Origin of the sequence: Chryseobacterium sp. POE27, assembly GCF_039727685.1 — a bacterium.
In the GTDB taxonomy this organism is placed as follows: Bacteria; Bacteroidota; Bacteroidia; order Flavobacteriales; family Weeksellaceae; genus Chryseobacterium.
Genome location: NZ_CP152475.1, coordinates 4,245,037 through 4,266,770 on the forward strand (window position 1 = coordinate 4,245,037; position 21,734 = coordinate 4,266,770).

Consider the following 21,734-nt stretch of genomic DNA (forward strand, 5'->3'; position numbering starts at 1 on the left):
AGTGGCTTTTTTTATTTTTTAATTTAAATATGTCACCGATGTAAGAAAATTTATTATCTTTAGCTTAACCAAATAACAAAACTTTTTAACTATGAAAAAACTTTTTCTACTCATGCTCATGGCATTTTTAACATTCATGAATTTTCTTAATGCTCAAACCAGTACTGACTTTATTATTTGTATCGATAATAGTGGCTCTATAAGCAGCCAACGGTATAACGAAATAAGCGTAAGTGCTAAGAAACTAATAGAGAATATTCTTGCATGTCACCCTAAAAATAGAGTCGCTGTCACCCATTATGGTACTGGGCTGTATGGTCAGTCCAATTCAAGTTACAATCCAAGAATTTATATAGAATCTGATTTTACCAATAATATTGTGACGGCACAGAGCTTCATCAGAAGATTAGATGTGGGTGACCATTTTCATGAAGCTTTAGGACTTATCGGAATGGCTTTGGATAATAACTTCAGCCCGGATATTGTAAGCCCGCAGACCACATTGAACAAAAATCCTGATTCTAATTTAGTAATTATTCTTTTTACAGATGCACAACGATCAGCAGGAGATCTGGTAAGCGGGTCTTATTTGGTAAATTATTACAATTCTACTTTGGCAGATCCCGGAGCATTTAAAAATGTATCGATCTTTAAAAAAGAAAGAAAAGCAAGATTTGCGGTTGTGCATATGAGTCCGGATAGCTATTCTACGCAAGCAGGAGCTTCTATTGCGAGTGCAGGAGGCTCTTATACCGGACCTGTAGAAAGCAATACGGATGATATTGATTTTGGTATTTTGCCAAGGCTTTATTTCGGAAAATCAGATTTCATATTAGATGCCAATGAAATTCTTGAAATTACTCAAAATGTTTGTGATAATTCAGGAGGCGGATCTCTGGAAATGTTTTACGAGCCTAATAATTGTGGTGGCCTGAATTCGGTGCAATCTGTCTTCGGAAGCTACAACTTACCTCCGGGAGCGAATTTTGTAAGCTTGGATCTGTCTATAGTAAGCCTTACGACGGGAGATCAATATCCAGTCTCGTATAATCCAACCTACACATCACCTACGGAATTCTGGCAATGGATGGTACCTGCTGATTTCAGCAGCGTTCCGGGAAGTGCTATGGTCGGACAGTTTAAGTTTCTTCTTATGTTGACCTATGAAGTCGGAGGAACGATTTATCATACATCCAGTTGGAACAACTATCCGTTCTTTAGTTACGATATCGATTTTATAAGCTGTAATAAGTCTGCTTCTCAAAAAGCTCCACAACATAAAAAAGAATATAAGGTTGACAGGAATGCAGATCCGAACCACTTTAAGAAAAATATTGTCGCTGAATCTGCTCAACAATTCCAGATTACTCCAAATCCTACAAACGGTATTTTTAAGGTTATCCTGAATAAAGAGCCTGAAAATGGTTTAATGCAGATTGTTGATCTGACTGGAAATGTGATTTATAATAAAGTATTCAGAAATTCGAAAGAATTAAATGTTGATATAAGCTCTCAAAAACAAGGGGTGTATTTAATAAAGATAATTTCTGATAATAATAAAATAATGACTGAAAAGATTATTAAGAAATAATTAATTAACAGTCTTTCATTACACTGCCCCGGAAAGTTTTAACTTTTTGGGGCAGTTTATGTAAGAGGATTTTGTATTAATTTACAACCGATTAAATTATAACTCGGATTTTTTAAGTTTTATTTATTTGTTAATTCTGAATTTTAAAATAAGAGAAGTTTTGTATATCGATAGGATTAAATAATTTCAAATATATTATTGTTTTAATAGTAATTATTTGTAGATTAGCGGCTTTATTTGTAAATATGAAAAAAGTAGCTTTACCCCTTTTATTTGTAGTCTCTACAATCTTTCCTTCCGTGCTATTCGCACAAGACAATGAAAGATTAATAAAAGATTATATTTCTCAAAATAAACTACGTGACTATAAAAAGTCTGATCTTAACAGCTTTGTCATTGATAATGTCGATACTTCAAAGTCGATGAATGGAAATATTGTCAAGTTTCAGCAAACTTATAATGGTCTTCCTGTTTATAATTCTGTTGGAACAGTCTTAATTAAAGACAATAAAATTGTTTATTATAAAGATAATTTCATTAAAGATTATAAAAGCTCAGAACCTAAAGCTGCAGGCATTACTAAAGACGCAGCATTACATAAAATTGCTGAAGACCTTGGTAAACCTGAAATTTCAGATTTACCTATTATGGCTTTTTTTGAAAAAGGAGCTAATAAAATGACGGCTGCAAAACAGCGTCTTGTATATACTAATGATAAGGCTGGAAGTTTAAAACTAGCCTATGAATACTTATTACATGAGCCTAAAACAAATAATCATTGGAGTTATCTGATTGATGCGAATACAGGCAGTATTCTGAATAAATTTAATATTAATGTATCATGTAATTTTGCAGATGATTCTTATTCTCATGATGAAAGCCATATGGTTTCATTGCCTGAAAATAATTCTCTTCAAACGAGCCAAAATAATTTGGTAATGCTGTCTCCGGATAATGCCACCTACAATGTTTTTCCACTCCCTATCGAAGCTCCTACATTCGGATCAAGATCTGTAGTAAGCAATCCTTGGATTTTGGCTTCGTCACCTGAAGGATGGCATTCAAACGGATCCACTCATTATACAATCACCAGAGGCAATAATGTTTACGCTTATGATGATAAAGATGATAATGAAAATACTTTTGGAACTTCACCAAATGGAGGAAGTACAAGAAATTTTGATTTTCCGTATAATCCGGCAGCGTTGACTTATACAAATTTGTCAGCTGCGACCACAAACCTTTTTTATATAAGTAACATGGTTCATGATATCTTTTATAAATTAGGGTTTACCGAATCTGCAAAAAACTTTCAAAACAATAATTTCGGAAATGGAGGCCTGGATGATGATGAAGTATTTGCTCAATCACAAGATGGAGGAGGCTTCAATAATGCTAATTTTGCACCTTATCCTGATAATTACAATCCAATCATGCAGATGTATCTGTGGTTGGGTTCAAACCGTAAAGTATTCTATAATGCACCATCGGATGCAGTGGGAAGAGTAGTAAATGCCGGAACCGCAGAGTTTGGTCCTACACTAAATGATGTAGGAGTAACCGGAAACATTAAATTGGCAAGTGTTATTAATGCTTGTACTGCATTACCTGCGGGAGAGATGAGTGGAAAGATTGGTTTAGTGGAAAGAGGAGGTTCGTCAACATGTACCTTTGCCGTTAAAGTAAAAAATGCACAAAATGCCGGCGCAATTGGCGTGATTATTTATAATAATACAGCGAATGGCTCTACCTTAATTAATATGGGAGGAACAAACTCAACTATTACGATCCCTTCCGTACTTATTACTAATGCTGAAGGAGAGTATATGAAAACCAAGCTTGCTGCCAATACAGTAGTAAATGTAGATCTGAGGGCAGATACAAAATATGACGGAAGTTTCGATAACGGAATAGTAACTCACGAGTATGGACATGGTATTTCAAACAGATTAACAGGTAGTGGCTCGGGTTGTCTCAATTCAAACGTGGATAAAGAACAGATGGGTGAAGGTTGGTCAGACTTTTTTGCATTAATGCTTACCAATAAAGCCGGAGATAATGCTTCTGTACCAAGAGGTATAGGTACTTATCCTACCGGACAGACAATATCAGGAACAGGAATAAGACCTGCTAAATATTCGCCAAATTTTACAATTAATGATTACACATACGATGATACAAATGGTATGGAATACAATAACGGAAGCGCAATAGTTCCGGACGTGCATTCTATTGGTTTTGTTTGGGCAACAATGCTGTGGGATCTTCATTGGCAATACGTAGCAAAATATGGTTATTCTTCAGACGTAACGGCGAACACAACCAATGGTAGTACTAGAGTATTACAGCTGGTAACGGATGCTTTGAAACTTCAGACTTGTTATCCTACTTTTATTGATGGCAGAGATGCAATTCTGGATGCAGATCAGGCGACTACACAGGGATCAGATCGTTGTATGATATGGAGAACTTTTGCAAAAAGAGGTCTGGGGGTCAATGCATCATCAGGACTTGCAGATGATATTAATGACCAGATAGCAGATTTTACAGTACCTGCAGATTGTGTATTGGCTACTGATGAAGTACAGGCCGTAAAAAATACAATTTCTATTTATCCAAATCCTGCTAAAAATGAATTCTTTATCAATTTCCCAAACAAAACTTTAGGGAAGGTAAGTGTTGAAATTTATGATATGTCTGGTAAATTAGTATCATCTGAGGACAAAATTTCTCCGGATGCTAAGAAATCAATTTCTACTGACAGATTGATTAATGGTACTTATGTAGTAAAAGTAAAAGGTATCGGTATTGATGCGTCATCAAAATTGATAGTTAAAAAATAATACTTAAAATATTCAATTAGATTTAGATTCGGCGCGAGCAAAGCTCGCGCCGAATATTTTTACCTATAATCATTATATAAAATATTTGATTTAATAACCGTAACTTTGCAGGCTTTTAAAAAAAATGAATCATGCAGAAGAAAAATGTACTAAAAGGAGTACTGTTTGTAGGGGTCGGTGCAAGTATATACGGAATGCTGGCAACCTTTGTAAAACTAGCTTATGAGGACGGTTACACCACTTCAGAAGTTACTACCTCTCAGTTTGTATTAGGATTGGTCGGGCTTTTACTATTGAATTTTCTCCAGACCATTACTTCAAAAAAAACACTGCCGTCACCAAGTCAGGGAGAAATAAGAAATCTGCTTTTGGCAGGAACATCTTTAGGCTGTACAAGTTTGTTTTATTATATTGCAGTTCAGTATATTAATGTGTCTATTGCTATTGTTTTGCTGATGCAATCCGTTTGGTTAAGTGTAGTTGTAGAAAGTTTTGTTACTAAAAAGCTGCCGAATGCAAGAAAAATTATCTCAGTTCTGATAGTTTTATTGGGAACAGTCTTGGCAACAAATCTGATCAATTCAGATATCAAACTTGATATAAAAGGAATTTTTTGGGGATTGATGGCAGCCGCTTCATATACGCTGACAATGTTCTCCTCCAATAAACTCGCTACACACCTTCCGGTGTTCAGAAAAAGTATTATTATGCTTACCGGCGGTTCGGTTGTGGTATTTTTATTCCTGTTTTTTGCGCAGATAGGACCGCTTCAAAGTGATAGTTTACGAAGTTTTTATCTGCATTTTACAGATAATACAACCCATATTCATGCTTTCAGATATTCAATTCTATGGAAGTACGGTTTTGTCTTGGCTTTGTTCGGAACAATTATTCCGCCGATCTTATTTAATATAGGTTTTCCCAATGCGGGATTGGGTTTGGGAAGCATTGTTTCATCACTAGAACTGCCCGTTTCCGTGACGATGGCTTTCGTAATGTTGGGAGAAAAAGTGGTTTTGATACAATGGATTGGAATTGTATTAATTCTTTTCGCTATCGTTTTAATGAATCTTCCTTCTAAAAAAAGAACTTGCTGTGGTGTAATATTTGAAATAACATTAGCTCCGAAATAAAACAATGAAAACTGTTTCTTTTGAGACAGTTTTTTTTAATTTTAATATCAAAATAAATCTTTATGAAATATTTTAGAAGTATTGTAAATGTAATAGTATTGACAATTTCTGGTATGCTTTTTTCTCAGGTTAAACCTCTTGACGCCGAGCTAACCAATTATCAATATCCATTTGAAGTATATTTTCTGGATTTTAAATCTCAGAATAATGACCTGAAAATGGCTTATATGGATGTACAGCCGAAGCAACCAAACGGAAAAACCATTATGCTGCTTCATGGGAAAAATTTTAACGGAGCATATTGGGAAAAAACGGCAAAAGATCTTTCAGATAAAGGTTTCAGAGTAATTATTCCCGACCAGATCGGATTTGGAAAATCATCAAAACCACAACATTACCAATTCTCATTTTCTCAGTTGGCAGAAAATACAAAAGCAATTCTCGATAAATTGAATATTGACAAAACAATAGTTTTAGGACATTCAATGGGCGGAATGGTGGCGACCAGATTCACACTTTTATACCCTGAAAAAGTAGAGAAACTAATTCTGGAAAACCCGATCGGATTGGAAGATTATAAAACATTTGCATCCTATCAGACCATTGATCAGGCCTACCAGTCGGAATTAAAAAACACGGCAGAATCGTATAAAAACTACCAGTTAAAATTCTATTACGACAATAAATGGAAACCTGAATATCAGCCATGGCTGGATTTGATAGCCGGTTGGACACTTCACCCGGATTATCCTAAAGTGGCTTGGGATGCGGCCCTGACATCGGATATGATTTACAATCAGCCGGTTTGCTACGAATTTAAGAATATCAGAGTTCCTACACTTTTAATCATCGGAACAAGAGACAGAACGGCCATCGGAAAAGACAGAGCTCCGAAAGAACTTCAACCGAAAATGGGGCAATATCAGCTGTTGGGTAAAAAAACGCAAAACGAGATTAAAGGTTCACAACTGGTGGAACTCGAAAATGTAGGACATCTTCCGCATATTGAAGTCTATGATAAATTCTGGAATGCTTTATACGGTTTTATTAAATGAATCATTAAAAACTACGGCTGCCAATCTTTGGCAGCCGTAGTTTTTTTAACAAAGATCAGGAAATAAGTTCCATAATCTGTAAAGCAATCTTTAGTGCCTCTGTTCCATCAGCTATAGAAACTTCAACATTTTTGTTTTCTTTAATAGAAGCTGCGAAAGAATTCAATTCGTCAAGAATTGCATTGTTAGGTTGGATATCAGGATATTCAAATAAGATCTGGTTTTTCTCACCGTCAGCATTTTCAATAATCATATCAAACGGAGTCGGCGTTTCCGGGGCATCTTTCATTCGGATAACTTCAGCTTTTTTCTCAAGGAAATCAACGGAAATGTACGCATCTTTCTGGAAAAAACGACTCTTTCTCATTGCTTTCATAGAGATTCTTGAAGTGGTAAGATTAGCCACGCATCCGTTTTCAAATTCAATTCTCGCATTGGCAATATCCGGCGTTTTACTCACCACGCAGACACCGCTGGCATGTATGTTTTTAACCTTAGATTTCACAATGCTTAACAGAATATCAAGATCATGGATCATTAAATCCAGCACAACAGAAACATCCGTTCCACGCGGATTAAATTCTGCCAGCCTGTGGATCTCAATGAACATCGGATTTTTAATATATTCTTTCGTCGCGATAAAAGCAGGATTATACCTTTCCACATGTCCTACCTGCGCTTTAATTCCTTTTTCCAGACACTGCTTCAGAATTTCTTCAGCTTGCTCGAGAGTTTGTGTTACAGGTTTTTCTATGAAAAAATGAAGTCCTTTATCTATTGCTTTCAAGGCATAATCGTAATGATAAACTGTCGGTGTTACGATATCGAGCATATCAATCTGCTCAAGCAATTCATCAAAGTTTTTAAAATATTTGTACCCGAATTCTGCTTCTAATTTTTTACCATTTTCAGCATCTTTATCGTGAAAACCTATAAATTCATATTGATCCGACTGATTCAGAAGTCGTAAATGTATTTTACCTAAATGTCCGGCACCTACCAAACCTGCTTTTAACATAGCTGTATTAAATTTCCGTAAAGATAAGAATTTTAAAGAATGGTGGACAGATGATAGGTTTTAGGTTGATAATTACTGAATGTTTTTTTACTTTTGTAAAAATTACTACCTGAAATTTAAACTGAATTTAAATGGCGCAAGACTCATTTGTACACAAAGGGAAAAGAAAGATTTTGGTTGATTATCTCAGGAACAGAATCGGAATATCGGATGAAAATGTACTTTCGGCAATGAATGAAGTTCCGAGACATCTTTTTATAGAAAGTATTTTTGAAGATTTCGCTTATGAGGACAGAGCTTTTCCTATTCTCGCTCATCAGACGATTTCTCATCCTTCAACAGTGGCAGAACAGTCCGAACTTTTACAGGTGAAAGAAGGGGAGAAAATACTGGAAATCGGTACAGGTTGCGGTTATCAGACTGCTGTCTTACTCGCGATGAAAGCTTTAGTTTATACAGTAGAGAGGCAGAAAGATCTTTTTGATTTTTCTAAAAAGAAGTTTCGTGAAATGGGTCTTTATCCCAAATTTCAGAGTTTTGGTGACGGTTTCGCCGGGCTTCCTACTTTTGCTCCGTTTGACAAGATTATCGTAACATGCGGAGCTTCGGTCTTGCCGACAGAATTGCTTAAACAGCTGAAAGTAGGCGGTAAAATGGTGATTCCTTTGGGGCCTACGGATGAGCAGGTTTTATTTAGGTTCACTAAAGTTTCTCCGACCGAATTTGAAAAAGAAGAATTCGGGGCTTACAAATTCGTTCCGATGCTGGGAAAAACGAACTTATAAATCATTGTAATTTTTAAAATTTAATGTTAAAAATATCAGGTCTCATTATAAACTAATGAGACTTTTTCTTTGGTGGTTTGCTTTTTGATGAATTATCAACATCCGAAAATTTCAAATAATTAAACAATGAAAGTATTTATCAATAAAAGAATTCCTGAAATAGGAATCAATATGCTGCAGGAAGCAGGGATGGAAGTTTTTATTCCGGATCATGATAATTTGTCGAGTGAAGAATGGTTAAGCTACTGCAAAAGTCACGACATGATTTTAAGCGTAGGAACCGAATTTAAATATAATAAGGACTTTTTTAATGACTGTCCGAATGTTAAAGCAATTGCTCTCTATTCTGTAGGTTTTGATCATGTGGATATCCAGGAGGCCAGCAGCCGGAAAATTCCTGTAGGAAATACGCCTGATGTTCTAAGCAAAGCCACTTCAGATGTTGCTTTTCTTTTAATGCAGTCGGTTTCGAGAAGAGCCAGCTACAATTTTGAAAAGGTAAAATCAGGAAACTGGGGCGATTTTGATCCGCTTCATGCTTTGGGACAGGAACTTTACGGGAAAACGCTGGGAATTTTCGGACTTGGAAGAATAGGTTTTGAGATGGCGAAGAAATCAAAAGCCGCTTTTGATATGGAGATCATTTACCACAATCGTCACCAAAACGAAGAAGCAGAAAATGAGCTGGGAGCAAAATATGTTTCTTTTGAAGAATTAATTTCAACATCTGATGTCCTGAGTATTCATGCGAATTTCAAGCCTGAGCAGAAAGAGCTTTTTAATGCTTCTGTTTTTGAAAAGATGAAAGAAAATGCAATATTCATAAACACAGCAAGAGGAGGTTTTCATAACCAAAAAGACTTATATAACGCGCTTGCTGAACATAAAATCTGGGGCGCCGGACTGGATGTTACCAATCCTGAACCGATCTATAAAGATGATCCTATTTTAGAACTTTCAAATGTTTGTGTTCTTCCGCACATTGGTTCAGCAACGGTAGAAGCCAGAAACGGAATGGCTAAAATTGCTGCGGAAAATCTTATCGCTTTCTCAAAAGGGCAGAAAATGCCGGCCTGCGCCAATCCTGAAATATATTCTGACAATTCGTAAAAACTTGGAATTATTTTTGTTTACATCAAATCAACATTAAAAAATCAACATTATGATACCCGAAAACAGCGAGCAAGAACAGGAAAGAAGACTGGAACAGAGAGACTATAAACCCAGTGAAGATATATTCAGCCAGGAAGAACATATTTCATTAGACGGAGACGGAAAACCTGTCTATGATGAAAATACCGATGATGATACTTTAGATAAAGGACTCGATATTCCCGGGGTTGATGAGGAAGCCGGAACCGATGACATCGGAGAAGATGAAGAAAACAGCTATTGGGGACTGAGTGACAATGAAGACGATCACGAAGAACAAAATGACGACTTGATACGATAACCTTACCTTAACCGGTAAGGTTTTTTATTTTAATGTACCCATAAATAAAACTATAGAAAAAATTCTAAAGCTTAACAGCATAATAAATTTTATTAAATTTTATCTCCATGCTTTATGATAAGCGTACGGTATCTGTGGAAAAAGTTCTCGCTATCTTCAAAAAAGGAAAATTCTACCATATCGCGAATTTTCAAACATTAGTTGCAGGAATTTTTGAATTTGAATATCTTTAAAACCACAAAAAATCCATCAATCATCAATTAACAACGATCAACACTTATATGACTTTCCAGGAACAGATACAGCAGGGCATTCCGAGTCGTTTGCCACAGCCGAAACCATACGAAACCAATATCAACCACGCTCCGAAACGTAAGGAAATTTTAGGGGAAGAAGAAAAAAAACTAGCACTGAAGAATGCTTTACGTTATTTCGATCCTCAGTTTCATGCGGAATTATTGCCTGAATTCAGAGAAGAGCTTGATAAGTATGGAAGAATCTATATGTATCGCTTCCGTCCGGATTATGAGATGAAGGCAAGACCGATCTCAGAATATCCCGGAAAATCCGAGCAGGCGAAAGCGATCATGCTGATGATTCAGAACAATCTGGATTATGCCGTGGCACAGCATCCTCATGAACTGATTACTTATGGAGGAAACGGAGCTGTTTTCAGTAACTGGGCGCAATACCTGCTGACAATGAAATATCTTTCAGAAATGACCGATGAGCAGACGTTGGTGATGTATTCGGGACACCCGATGGGATTGTTCCCTTCTCATAAAGATGCGCCGAGAGTAGTGGTAACCAACGGAATGATGATCCCTAACTATTCCAAACCGGATGACTGGGAGAAATTCAATGCCCTAGGCGTAACGCAGTACGGACAGATGACGGCGGGAAGCTATATGTATATCGGGCCGCAGGGAATCGTTCACGGGACAACCATCACCGTGCTAAATGCTTTCAGAAAGATCAATAAAGAACCAAAAGGCGGATTGTTCGTGACTTCAGGTTTAGGCGGAATGAGCGGAGCTCAGCCAAAAGCAGGAAATATCGCAGGCTGTGTTACGGTTTGTGCGGAAGTTAACCCGAAGATTACCAAAATTCGTCACGATCAGAAATGGGTAAATGAAATTCATGACAACCTTGATGAACTGGTAGAAAGAGTAAGAAAAGCCCAGGATAATAAGGAAACAGTTTCCCTGGCTTACCTGGGAAATATCGTTGAGGTATGGGAAAAATTCGATCAGGAAAATGTACGAATCGATATCGGTTCAGATCAGACTTCGCTTCACAATCCGTGGGCGGGAGGCTATTATCCGGTCGGGCAAAGCTTTGAGGAATCCAACAGAATGATGGCGGAAGATCCTGAATTATTTAAAGATAAAGTCCAGGAAAGCTTAAGAAGACATGCGGAAGCAATCAACAAGCATACAGCTAAAGGAACGTATTTTTTCGATTACGGAAATGCCTTCTTACTGGAAGCTTCCAGAGCCGGAGCCGATGTGATGGCGGAAAACCCAACACTGGGAAGAGAGTTTAAATTCCCTTCGTATGTTCAGGATATCATGGGACCGATGTGTTTTGATTATGGTTTCGGACCGTTCCGTTGGGTGTGTACCAGCGGAAAGCCGGAAGATTTACAGAAAACGGATGAAATTGCCTGTCAGATCCTGGAAGAAATCCAGCAGAATTCTCCTGAAGAGATCCAGCAGCAAATGAAGGACAATATCCAGTGGATTAAGGGAGCGCAGGAAAATAAGCTGGTGGTTGGCTCACAGGCCAGAATCCTTTATGCTGATGCTGAAGGAAGAATGAAAATCGCCGAAGCGTTCAATAAAGCCATTAAGAATGGAGAGATCGGACCTGTCGTGCTGGGACGTGATCATCACGATGTTTCGGGAACCGATTCGCCGTATCGGGAGACTTCCAATATTTATGACGGTTCCAGATTTACGGCGGACATGGCGATCCATAATGTGATTGGCGACAGCTTCCGTGGGGCAACCTGGGTTTCCATTCACAACGGCGGCGGCGTAGGTTGGGGAGAAGTGATCAACGGCGGTTTCGGAATGTTGCTGGATGGCAGCGATGATGCCGACCGAAGATTAAAATCAATGCTCTTCTGGGACGTGAACAACGGTATTTCCCGACGCAGCTGGGCCCGAAACGAAGGCGCAGTATTCGCCATCAAAAGAGCCATGGAAGCCGAACCAAAACTGAAAGTAACATTACCGAATTTTGTGGATGAAAGTTTGTTTTAGAGCATCCCGTCACTTCGAGTAGCTTTTAAAAAAAGCGTATCGAGAAGCTGAGTCGACAGCATTCACCGGTTCTCGATACATTTTTCTCCGCTGCGCTGCAAAAAACACTCGAATTGACGGAGGAACATTTAAAAAGAATAGCAAAACCTGCCATCGGGCAGGTTATTTGTTATAAGATCTCACAAATCCGTAAGCATGATTTTTATTTAGGTCCATTGAAAGTGATTCCCAGGGATACAACAGGTTTGGTCAGTTGCGTTCCATTGGTAATATCCCCGTTTCCCAGTACAAACTGATAGCCGACCCGCGAAGTAAGGTATATTCCTACTTTTTCTTTGGTGATCGTTCCCAGCTTGTAAGAGAGGTCTAAACCCGGTTGTATATTGTAAAACAAGTCACGGCTTAATTTTCTAGGTACTTCCTGTTGATGAACAAACCATACTCCCTCAATTTGATTGTAAGTAGTTTCGGTGTACGTCTCATCGGGATTCACAAGGCTTAAAAAATACATTCCTGTAGAAATATAAACACTTAAAGAAAAGTTTTCCTTTTGTATAAGGTCATTTTGGGCAAGTACGTTGAATGTGGTATGGTAAGATCTTGTTCGGTCAGCCAGATACCCGAAATTATCCGAATGATTCTGCTGGGTATAGGCCAATGCGCCACCCAATGAAATCCGGTCATTGACATACAGCCTGCCATTCATTTGAAAAGCCGGTGCGTATCCCTTTAACGCCGGCTGTAATTCTAATCCTGCAAAAAATGCAATGTGATCTTTTTGTGCAAAAAACAGATTGCAGCTTACGAAGAAGCCTAACATATAGATTGCTTTTTTCATACTCAATATTTACTGTTAAATAGGTAATGACTTTCTCTATAGTAAAGACAGAAAAAAGAGAAGATGGTTGCCTGCGGACAGTTTTTTGTGTAAGTTTTTAGATAAAACCTGCCCGATGGCAGGTCAGTAAGAGAATTCTTTATTATTTCGCAGAGTTGAAAAGCTTTTTCAAGGGAGCAATCTATTGGGAATCATCTTTGAGATTGTTTTGTTCACAAAGGCACAATATGAAAAACCTGCTTTGAGGCAGGTTCTCTATTTTATTACAATTCGGGTTAATACAGGAACGGAGTATTTATATTGTTCAATAAATCTTTGATTTTTTGAACCGTATCACTATTATTTCCTTTAAAACTCATTGATAAATCTAAGATTTTATTTACCTCTGAAGTTTTGGAATATTGAGTTAATTCATTATCTTTTTTATATTCACTACAGTTCAAAGAATTACCTGCTCCGATGAGCTTTTCCGTATTAATTTTTTGTGGAAACGGCTGTTCAAAGTTTATATAGATATAATATCCATATTGACGAAACTTTATCCAAATTTCCGTTGCTTCTTCTTTCTGTATGTCAGGCTGGGTAAACAATAAACCTGTCATTTCTGTCATTTTATTTTTTAAATCAGAGTAATTAATTTTCATAAGATATTTCTATTTATAGTTACATTAGTTTTTTTATTGCTTTTAATGTTGAATCGAATATCGATGGAATTTTCTCATCAATGATCATTTTATAATTAACTTCTTTTTTATCAAGAACATCTACAACTAGACAATTTTCTGCATTTATTAAATAATCATCAGTAAAATTATTTGAAAGGTAAATATAAAGAGCTTCTGCAAACATCCCAAGCTCTTCTTCTTTGTATTTGTCTAATTTAGCAACAAACCAAATTGCACCAACACATTTTTTTTCATCTTTCTCAAATGAATAAATTTGACTGGGTGTAATTTGTACTGGAACAGTGTTTAAATGAATTATTGATTTTTTGCTTGTTTTAGATATGATTTCTGCAGTCTCAGGCAACCAGTTAGAAAAGTCAAAATCTTCATAATTATGAAGGATATTAAGATTTCTTTGGTACATATCTTTTGTTTTTTTTATTAAATTAGGGGTAAAAAGTTCCAAGATTTCGGAAATTTTATTCTTTATTGGTTTATTGCTACTATCTTTAAATGCATTACTCATAGCACTTAAACTTCTAACCCAGTAATTGCCACCTCCACCTTCTGTAGCTTCCTGAACTAAATTTTTTCTTTTAAGAGAATTAAGAAATGTTTGTTGGTTTTTCTCACCTTTTTGCCTAAATTTAATAATATTGTTTACTGAAATTTTTTTCATCTTAAGTTTATTTAAAAGGATTCAATTTGCTAATGCTATCTTTTTTTGATTCTAAAATTTTTTTTCTATTTTCAAAGCCTTCAATGATTAGGATTTTGAGGTTAGGTAAATAAACAGATAGCTCTTCCTGTATTTGTTGGAGCATTCTTTCGGTTGATTCAATATTTAAAAGAAATTCTTGTTTTAGCTGTTCAATAGCGGAATCATTTCCAGAAATTTCTCCATAATTTGTTAATTTAAATACCAAATTATTTCTATTTAAAACACTTGATACATTTGTATTATTAAATTTGTTTGAGTATGTTTTAAAAAATTCGGGATTTCCAACAAAAGGAACTGTATAATTAGCGACTTCCACTTCATATTCTTTGCCGTATTCAAATGGTGTTCCTGGTGGAAGTTGATGACCTGAAAGTGTTAATGTTGATATTCCTGTATTTGTTTTTTCTTTTATCAACTTTGGAACATCAAATCCAAAACGCTTAATGATGTTTTCTGTTTCGTTCTCGAAATCAATTTCATTAATTAATGCTAGTGGATAAGACTTAATATCCTCGATAATTTCTGTTTTCTTTTCTTCTAAAAAAAGATTTAATACTCTTCTCTCTAAAAAGTTGTTTAGGTAGTAAAAAATTATTCATATGCTTTAATTTAAAATTAGATTAAAGCATGACAAATGTCACACCTAATTATTTGCATATAATAATTTTGTCATTATGTCTTGTGTTTTATCTATATATATGACTTTTTGGCTTTTGGTTGATTAAATGTCACATTTTCAATGTGTTGAATTGTGGTTTATACACTCAGCACAATGCTGAGTTTTTTTATGACTGCGTAAGAACGATTTAAATAAATACATATTTCCGTTTCCAACCTTTTCAATAGACACTGCATCTTTACTGTAAAAGATATTCTATGAAACTTACCATACCGGCACCATGCCATGAAAACTGGGATACTATGACCCCTGATGAAAAAGGAAGATTCTGTTCCGTATGCTCAAAAACTGTGAGGGATTTTACGGTGTCTTCAGACCGGGAAGTGATGAAAGCCTTTTCCCGTCCGGAAGACCATATCTGCGGCCGTTTCAATGCGTCTCAGCTCAACAGGAATCTTCAGTATTCTGAGATCAATTCCGTTTTTGTGAAGTTTGCAGTGGGATTTATGCTTACGGCGGGAGGCTTGATCGCTGTTCACGGGCAGCAAAATACAATTAATGATTCCACAAAGACAGAAGACGCGCAGGAAGTGGTGGTGACCGGTTACAAGCCGGTCAAAAAATCTATGGTCACCGGATTGGGGACAATTGTTTCGGAAGATATTATTAATGGAAAGCAAGAAGATAAAAGCAGTACGCTAGCTGAAAAAACGAGGGGCGTTACGGTGAATCCACCTTCAACAAATTCATCAAATAGGATCAGAATTGGCGGAGCACACCGGGTTTCCGAAGACTCCCAAAAACCTCTTGTGGTCCTCGATCAAAAGATAGTCTCTTTAAAGGTGCTCGAAGAAATAGATCCCCAGTCCATCGAAAGCCTGAATATCCTGAAAGATGCCGCAGCCACCTCAATCTACGGTTCACAGGCAAAAAACGGTGTCATCATCATAACCACCAAAAATCACAGGAAACTGCGTAAAAGGTTGTAGTAGCTAAAAAATCAGTAATAGGACTTAACGAAGTAGTATGACGAATCTTAATTAACCTGAGTTCGGGATAATTTTATATAAAACGCAAAGCTAAATAAAAGTATTAATCACATGGTTTTTAAAATTTAAAATATACAAAGGCGTGAAACTTATCAGAGTAATACAAAATTCTTGTATTACTTCGATAAACATAAACTGAAGGTTTACGAACGAAGTTCAGGTTTGTTTAGCTTAAAAGCGTTTCAAAAATTAAACATTTCTTTGTTTCTCTTTGCGATAAAATAAAAGCTGTTTAAACTTTCTATTTAACCACAAAAGTGACAAAAGATGAGCTCAATTTTATCTAAAGTTGATGACTATAAATGAAAAAAGGGCACAATAGTTTTAAAAATCTTCGATTTTTATTCTTTTGAGAACTTAGATTGTTCTAATCATTGCGTTAAGATTATCTTTTGTCACTTTTGCGGTTAATTCTGGAATTAGTTTATCACAAGTTTATAATTTTATTTTGAAAATCAATTGTTTAAAATATCTCTTATCCCGAACTCAGGTTAATTAAAATGAGATTCTACCTTCGTCAGAATGACAGTTCACGTAAATGATACCTGAGCGGAGCCGAAGCCAAAAAAACTCCGGCCGGGAAATCTTTCCCAAACCGGAGTAACATATTGATGAAAATACCCATCTTTATGATGGAATGCTTTTGTACTGATATGTTGTACCTTAATACAGTACAATATAACTTCAGTACAGGTTTAGACCAAGGTGATTGCTTGCTCCCTTGCAATCATCTTGCTAGCCTCGTAGTAAGACCCTTGCTTGCTACCTAACAATCACCTTGCTTGCACCGAAGCAATCCTCTTGGTCTTACGCTACCGTCAGTTGCTTATCCAGGGTAGCAGTACGTGGCTCTTTTAAAGATTGGCTGCCCGAATACTGCGTCAGCACTTCAATAGTATAAGTTCCTGCTGCTAGTTCAGGAATCACCACCATAACCTCCGAAGGATTATTCGTGACAATATCACTTTGCTCTACTTTGGTTCTTTCCTGTGTTGTAGCGTCTACAAAATAGACTCCTACCGAAGCATCATCACCGGTGACTTTAATCTTGCTGCCCACAATCTTCAGGTTTCTGCCCGGAGTAAGAAGATCATTCACTGAACCGCTCTTTACATCCATTACCTGTAAGATCACCGCAGAAGATTCTGCTATACCCAGAATATTGACTTCAATATTCGGGATTTCAGCCCGTAGCTTCTCTCCCTGGTTGAACTGGAAAATAATACTGTGCTTATCTTTGTTAAATGTCTCCGAAGGACTATCAAATACCCCACGGATGGTGGTATTGGCTGTAAAGTACCCGGTATTGATGGAATACCCATCACACAGCTGATACGCCATTTCTTTAAGGAACAGCTCAGTCGCATGCTCCATCGCTGAGGCAGAAATATCTGCACCGCCACGGTTGGCAGCCGACTGGCAGATCTGCTGTACATTGAGACTGCGTTCGCTTGCAGTACGGGCAGTGAAATCATTAGGATTGTCTTTCGTTAAAACGTTATCGTAGAGATACGCTTTGATTTTATGAAGAATTGTTGCCATTTTTTTATATTTTTAATGGTTGTTAAATTTGTATTTGTTGTTATCGGATGGCTTGCGAGACGCTCGCGAGGGAGATTTTATTAAATTGCAGTTGCAAACCACGATACCTAATTATCTAAATGTTAAAGTTTTGAAATATTCAAGGATCCTATAGAAATGATATTATTTGTTGATGAATCACAAAGGCTAACTAACCTAATTTTATCACCAGCATTTAATGTTCCTGTCCAAAATATAAGGTTCCCATTATCATAATCCCCATAGGTCAATCCAGATCTAGTATCTTTTGTTAAATCTGACCAAGTTGTACCTCCATTAGTGCTTTTTTGTAAAATCAACTGAACAAACCATGTGGATCCACCAACAGTATGTTTATTGGAAGTTTGTGAGCTTATTGTGTAAGTTCCTCCTTTATTTGCTGGTACTGTAAAATTATTTGAAGCCCAAGCATTGAAAACATCAAGAGTTTCATTAGTAAATTGTGTTGTTAATGCAACGGATCCGCTGATATTTTGATTCCCAGGAACAGATACACTTAGAACTTGGGTACTAACATTTTGAGATTGAGATAGTAATTTTATCCAAACAGAACCATCAAAAATATAATGCCCTTCTGCGTCTATATTAGCAGTTTTAATGCTTGGAGTAGTAACCGCTGACTTAGCATAAATGATGATCCCTTTGTGAATTGGTTTGTATTGCGTATCGGCAGCTTTAATGATATCACCATCCAGTTGTGGAATAAGGAGACCTTCGGCTTTGCTGCCGTCAGTGGTTTTGGGTTTAATGTCGAGAGTGGCATTGGGTGATGTTGTATTAATCCCCACCTGGCCGAATGTTGATTGAAAAAAAACTGCCATTCCTAACAGATAGGCTGTTGTAATAAATTTTTGCATTGTGTAATTGTATTTATGAATGTATTGGTTGATTTTTTTCGGTGATAATTCAAGATGTTTATTGTGGTTAGCTTTTAGTTGTATCGTTTTATAAACCTCACAGGTTTCGAAACCTGTGAGGTTTAAAATGATAACATCACGTATTATAAAGCTAACATATTATGTTCCTATTTCACCCAAACTTGATGATAAGTCGAGTTTGATGCATTTTGTGGATAATCATCTACCTCCCAAGCTTTATTACTAGTGTTAGGTCTTCCAGCATCAATGCCCCAATGATAATTTAAATCTTTAAAAAATGGGAAAGTTGTAAGTGCTAGATTTCCAAAATTAGTCCAGTAAATATCAGCTGTACCCGGTATAAAAGCTGTATGTCCTGACAAAGCAGTATAGCTGGTTGATAATCCAGAGAAACTTCCTGTTCCTGTTTTTATGTATGAAATACCATTAGAAAGGGATGTTTTGAAATGTATGATTCTGCTATGAGCACTTGTTTTTCCATAAAAACGGATGGAACTAAAACTCATTGTATTAAGCATACTGTTTGAAATATTACCCCAATTATCTACATTAGCACTCTCATCTATACCTAAGGAAGTACTTCCGATTATTGGGAAAGAGTTAGTTTTCGCTGCGACAGAAGGAGATGTCCCTCCTTTATGAAGATAATTTAGTACTAATGTCCAACCTCCTCCGTCAGTCGTCATATCACATTGTGCTTTAGCAGGGGGATAAGTACTTCCAGCTTGGTCGATGTCTACATAATAAACACCATCTGCGGTTGTCAATCCCTTATCTTTAATTTCCTTACAGCTTGCACAAGGTCCAAGGTAGATAGTACATCCTCCCGCTGTTGTAAAGCTTATTGAACCATTATTACTTCCTGTGTAGGTTCCAGATAAAGTATAAGTTAAATTTCCGCTGGTACTATAATTTCCTGCTGGAAGGGTTAAGGTTAGTCCACTTTGGGTAATTGTTTCACCTGCATATGCACATCCACTTCCTCCAGCAGTATATGGTAATGTGTAAGTACCGGAATAAGATGTTCCGTTGATCAGTCCATTAAGTCTGTATTCCGGTAATACACTTGACCACGATCCTGCACTACAATTAAAGTTAGGAATAACGGTTGCTATTTTTGTAGAGATCAGCGTAAGTTTGCTCCACGTAGCCGTAAGCGTTCCGCAGGAAACAGCAGTTCCGGATAAACTATAGGTTACCGTCACACTGGCACCTGCAATCAAAGTACTGGAAGCTGTACTCACTGATGCGACCGAAAGACCGGTAACCCCTGAGAGAGCCAAGTCTGATGTACTGAAAGCAATCGTAGCCGTGCTGAATGAATTATTGGTCAGGGTAACGGTGAATGTATTAGATGCAGTCATTACCGTACCCGCTACATAAGTTCCGTTAAGAGCAGATGATGTCACGACCACTGCCGGAACAGAAGAATTGGAAAGCTTCTGCCATACGCTTCCATCAAAATAATAGTATCCTTCGGCAGTAATATTGGCAGTTTTGGTGCTTGGAGAAGCAACCGCTGAAAGGGCATAAATAATCGCTCCTTTTTGAGGTATATCATATTTCCCATCTTTCCCTTTGATGTCAATTCCCTCTAATCTTGGGGCAATCAATCCTTCGGCGGTGGTGCTACCTGTTGTTTTGGCGGTAATATCAAGGGTCGCTTTGGGAGAGGTGTTATTAATCCCCACTTGAGCATTGAGGGCTAAACTGAAGAGCAGAATAGCCATTGTAATTAAATGTTTCATTGTTTTGTATTTATGTTTGTTTATGTTTTGATGACATTGTTTATTTGAACACGAAGCCCACTAAGATTTTTTTTATCTATGATGTGTTTTTTAGTTTCACAAAGGCGTTGCACTTATAAGAGCTCGCAGAGCTTTTAGAGTTGGAGAGTTTTAGAGTTTGAGTGTGGGAGAGTCTTGGTGGCTGAGCGGAGCCGAAGCCACTATTTCCCCTCTCAAACCATCCCATATTCCACTCCGATCCTAAAACGCTCCCACTCTCAAACACTCCGACACAATGATGGCTTCGACAGGCTCGTCACTTCGAGTAGATTTTGAAAAAATCATATCGAGAAGTTTGTGAGTTTGAGGATAAATGTCATTCCCGATACATTTTTTCTTCACCTTGTTACGAAAAAACACTCGAATTGACGAAACACGAATGGCACTAATGGTTGAACACTAATTTCACAAATGCTATGTGGAATTCTTTGCTGAGATCCCTACGGGATGACAAACAGAGTGGATAATCTCCTTTGCTAAAGCATTTGTTTTTATTGGCTTTCAACAGTTTGTGTCATTTGTGATAAAACATTCGTGTTATCCGTGTTTAAAATTGGGCGGAGGACGCCCGAAATGATTGATGGTGATATGTTTTAGCTGGAAAGGATAAGAAATGATATGAACATGTTTTTCCTCATCCCTTCTTGTGCTTGTGAATAGAAAAAAGGAAGATGGTATTGTTTTATGCTGAAGTTTTACCGGAGAAGAGCTTCCGATAACAGCTATTGAAGATGAATTAGAAAACAGTCCAAGACTATGCTTACCTGTTGGACAGCTTTTATAACACAAATTATCCGTAGGACTACTTGTGGACTTCTTATGGGAAACTTTGGAACAAGAGGTTTTGATCAAAACCTTAGACCACTTCTTAAAAGAGTCTTTTCTTAAGTTTTGACCGGAAATATATACTGGAGATTCTGCATAGAGATACGAGTCTTCGGATACAAAGACTACAGAATCGGATTTTAAAAAAGTTTGAGCGCTCAACAATGATGATACCAAGACCACAACAAAGCACAGCAAAACCACGCAAAAGCGTTTGAGGGAGAGGGTTGAGGGAAATATCATTTGTAGTCTCATGTTTTGTAAGAAAGTAGTCTATCGTAGACTACTTTTTTACATACAAGGCTCACCACTGCAAAACTTCTTAAAAACAGGTGTAAAATGAGGTGTAAAATTGCGCCTGTTTTGCTCCAAGTTTTTCTTTAAGACTTTATGATGAACAAAACTAAGAAATTAGAAAACAATTTGTTGTGTTTGGATGTAAAAAGAATTTGTTTACATTTGTAGCTGAGAAAAGTAGTCTACGATAGACTACTTTTTTTTGTGGGATTGACATACTCCCGGAAATGTCGATCAATAAAGGATTGTAGAGAAAAAGAGAAAATGTTTCTCGTTTATTGCTAAACAAAACGGTTTCAAATTCTCCTATAGAATTTCATAGATCAATC

The 21,734-nt window shown here is 37.0% G+C and carries 18 protein-coding genes; 9 read left to right on the forward strand and 9 right to left on the reverse strand.

The window, feature by feature from the left end; translation table 11 throughout:
- Positions 1 to 91 precede the first annotated feature (91 nt).
- The 4 genes from AAHI02_RS20390 (at position 92) to AAHI02_RS20405 (ending at position 6,622) form a co-directional block, all read left to right on the forward strand.
- Positions 92 to 1,591: a T9SS type A sorting domain-containing protein gene (locus AAHI02_RS20390; RefSeq protein ID WP_346984720.1), complete on the forward strand. Its 1,500-nt coding sequence runs from the start codon at positions 92 to 94 to the stop codon at positions 1,589 to 1,591.
- Positions 1,592 to 1,836: 245 nt separating this feature from the next.
- Positions 1,837 to 4,434 (forward strand): T9SS-dependent M36 family metallopeptidase, encoded by a 2,598-nt coding sequence (locus tag AAHI02_RS20395; protein ID WP_346984721.1) that lies wholly within the window; start codon positions 1,837 to 1,839, stop codon positions 4,432 to 4,434.
- 131 nt (positions 4,435 to 4,565) lie between these two features.
- Positions 4,566 to 5,567: a DMT family transporter gene (locus AAHI02_RS20400; RefSeq protein WP_346984722.1), complete on the forward strand. Its 1,002-nt coding sequence runs from the start codon at positions 4,566 to 4,568 to the stop codon at positions 5,565 to 5,567.
- Between the two features lie 62 nt (positions 5,568 to 5,629).
- Positions 5,630 to 6,622 carry an alpha/beta hydrolase gene (locus AAHI02_RS20405; RefSeq protein WP_346984723.1) on the forward strand — a complete coding sequence of 331 codons (993 nt, stop codon included), beginning with the start codon at positions 5,630 to 5,632 and terminating at the stop codon, positions 6,620 to 6,622.
- Between the two features lie 55 nt (positions 6,623 to 6,677).
- On the opposite strand, the gene AAHI02_RS20410 is transcribed toward AAHI02_RS20405, so the two are convergent.
- The gene (locus AAHI02_RS20410; RefSeq protein ID WP_346984724.1) at positions 6,678 to 7,640 is read right to left on the reverse strand and encodes a Gfo/Idh/MocA family oxidoreductase; all 963 of its coding nucleotides are present in this window, start codon (positions 7,638 to 7,640) and stop codon (positions 6,678 to 6,680) included.
- A 131-nt stretch (positions 7,641 to 7,771) separates the two neighbouring features.
- On the opposite strand from AAHI02_RS20410, the gene AAHI02_RS20415 reads away from it, so the two are divergent.
- The 4 genes from AAHI02_RS20415 to AAHI02_RS20430 all read left to right on the forward strand — a co-directional run bounded on the left by AAHI02_RS20415 (position 7,772) and on the right by AAHI02_RS20430 (position 12,145).
- Positions 7,772 to 8,425, forward strand: a complete 654-nt coding sequence (locus AAHI02_RS20415) for a protein-L-isoaspartate(D-aspartate) O-methyltransferase (protein ID WP_346984725.1) — start codon at positions 7,772 to 7,774, stop codon at positions 8,423 to 8,425.
- A gap of 126 nt (positions 8,426 to 8,551) precedes the next feature.
- On the forward strand, positions 8,552 to 9,535 hold the full coding sequence (locus AAHI02_RS20420; RefSeq protein ID WP_346984726.1) for a D-glycerate dehydrogenase: 984 nt from the start codon (positions 8,552 to 8,554) through the stop codon (positions 9,533 to 9,535).
- A gap of 52 nt (positions 9,536 to 9,587) precedes the next feature.
- On the forward strand, positions 9,588 to 9,878 hold the full coding sequence (locus AAHI02_RS20425) for a hypothetical protein (RefSeq protein WP_346984727.1): 291 nt from the start codon (positions 9,588 to 9,590) through the stop codon (positions 9,876 to 9,878).
- A 281-nt stretch (positions 9,879 to 10,159) separates the two neighbouring features.
- Positions 10,160 to 12,145 (forward strand): urocanate hydratase, encoded by a 1,986-nt coding sequence (locus AAHI02_RS20430; protein ID WP_346984728.1) that lies wholly within the window; start codon positions 10,160 to 10,162, stop codon positions 12,143 to 12,145.
- A 202-nt stretch (positions 12,146 to 12,347) separates the two neighbouring features.
- On the opposite strand, the gene AAHI02_RS20435 is transcribed toward AAHI02_RS20430, so the two are convergent.
- The 4 genes from AAHI02_RS20435 to AAHI02_RS20450 form a co-directional block, all read right to left on the reverse strand.
- On the reverse strand, positions 12,348 to 12,983 hold the full coding sequence (locus tag AAHI02_RS20435) for a hypothetical protein (protein WP_346984729.1): 636 nt from the start codon (positions 12,981 to 12,983) through the stop codon (positions 12,348 to 12,350).
- 275 nt (positions 12,984 to 13,258) lie between these two features.
- Positions 13,259 to 13,627, reverse strand: a complete 369-nt coding sequence (locus AAHI02_RS20440) for a hypothetical protein (RefSeq protein WP_346984730.1) — start codon at positions 13,625 to 13,627, stop codon at positions 13,259 to 13,261.
- Between the two features lie 19 nt (positions 13,628 to 13,646).
- The gene (locus tag AAHI02_RS20445; RefSeq protein WP_346984731.1) at positions 13,647 to 14,327 is read right to left on the reverse strand and encodes a hypothetical protein; all 681 of its coding nucleotides are present in this window, start codon (positions 14,325 to 14,327) and stop codon (positions 13,647 to 13,649) included.
- Between the two features lie 7 nt (positions 14,328 to 14,334).
- Positions 14,335 to 14,784, reverse strand: a complete 450-nt coding sequence (locus AAHI02_RS20450; RefSeq protein WP_346984732.1) for a hypothetical protein — start codon at positions 14,782 to 14,784, stop codon at positions 14,335 to 14,337.
- Between the two features lie 461 nt (positions 14,785 to 15,245).
- Here AAHI02_RS20450 and AAHI02_RS20455 point away from each other — a divergent pair, with 461 nt between their 5' ends.
- Positions 15,246 to 15,977 carry a TonB-dependent receptor plug domain-containing protein gene (locus AAHI02_RS20455; protein ID WP_346984733.1) on the forward strand — a complete coding sequence of 244 codons (732 nt, stop codon included), beginning with the start codon at positions 15,246 to 15,248 and terminating at the stop codon, positions 15,975 to 15,977.
- Positions 15,978 to 16,844: 867 nt separating this feature from the next.
- On the opposite strand, the gene AAHI02_RS20460 is transcribed toward AAHI02_RS20455, so the two are convergent.
- The 4 genes from AAHI02_RS20460 to AAHI02_RS20475 form a co-directional block, all read right to left on the reverse strand.
- Positions 16,845 to 17,579 carry a DNA-binding domain-containing protein gene (locus tag AAHI02_RS20460; protein WP_346984734.1) on the reverse strand — a complete coding sequence of 245 codons (735 nt, stop codon included), beginning with the start codon at positions 17,577 to 17,579 and terminating at the stop codon, positions 16,845 to 16,847.
- 122 nt (positions 17,580 to 17,701) lie between these two features.
- Positions 17,702 to 18,475, reverse strand: a complete 774-nt coding sequence (locus tag AAHI02_RS20465; protein WP_346984735.1) for a hypothetical protein — start codon at positions 18,473 to 18,475, stop codon at positions 17,702 to 17,704.
- 167 nt (positions 18,476 to 18,642) lie between these two features.
- Positions 18,643 to 20,244 (reverse strand): fibrinogen-like YCDxxxxGGGW domain-containing protein, encoded by a 1,602-nt coding sequence (locus AAHI02_RS20470; protein WP_346984736.1) that lies wholly within the window; start codon positions 20,242 to 20,244, stop codon positions 18,643 to 18,645.
- A gap of 576 nt (positions 20,245 to 20,820) precedes the next feature.
- Entirely contained in the window at positions 20,821 to 21,351 is a 531-nt protein-coding gene (locus tag AAHI02_RS20475; RefSeq protein ID WP_346984737.1) for a hypothetical protein, read from the reverse strand.
- Between the last annotated feature and the right edge of the window lie 383 nt (positions 21,352 to 21,734).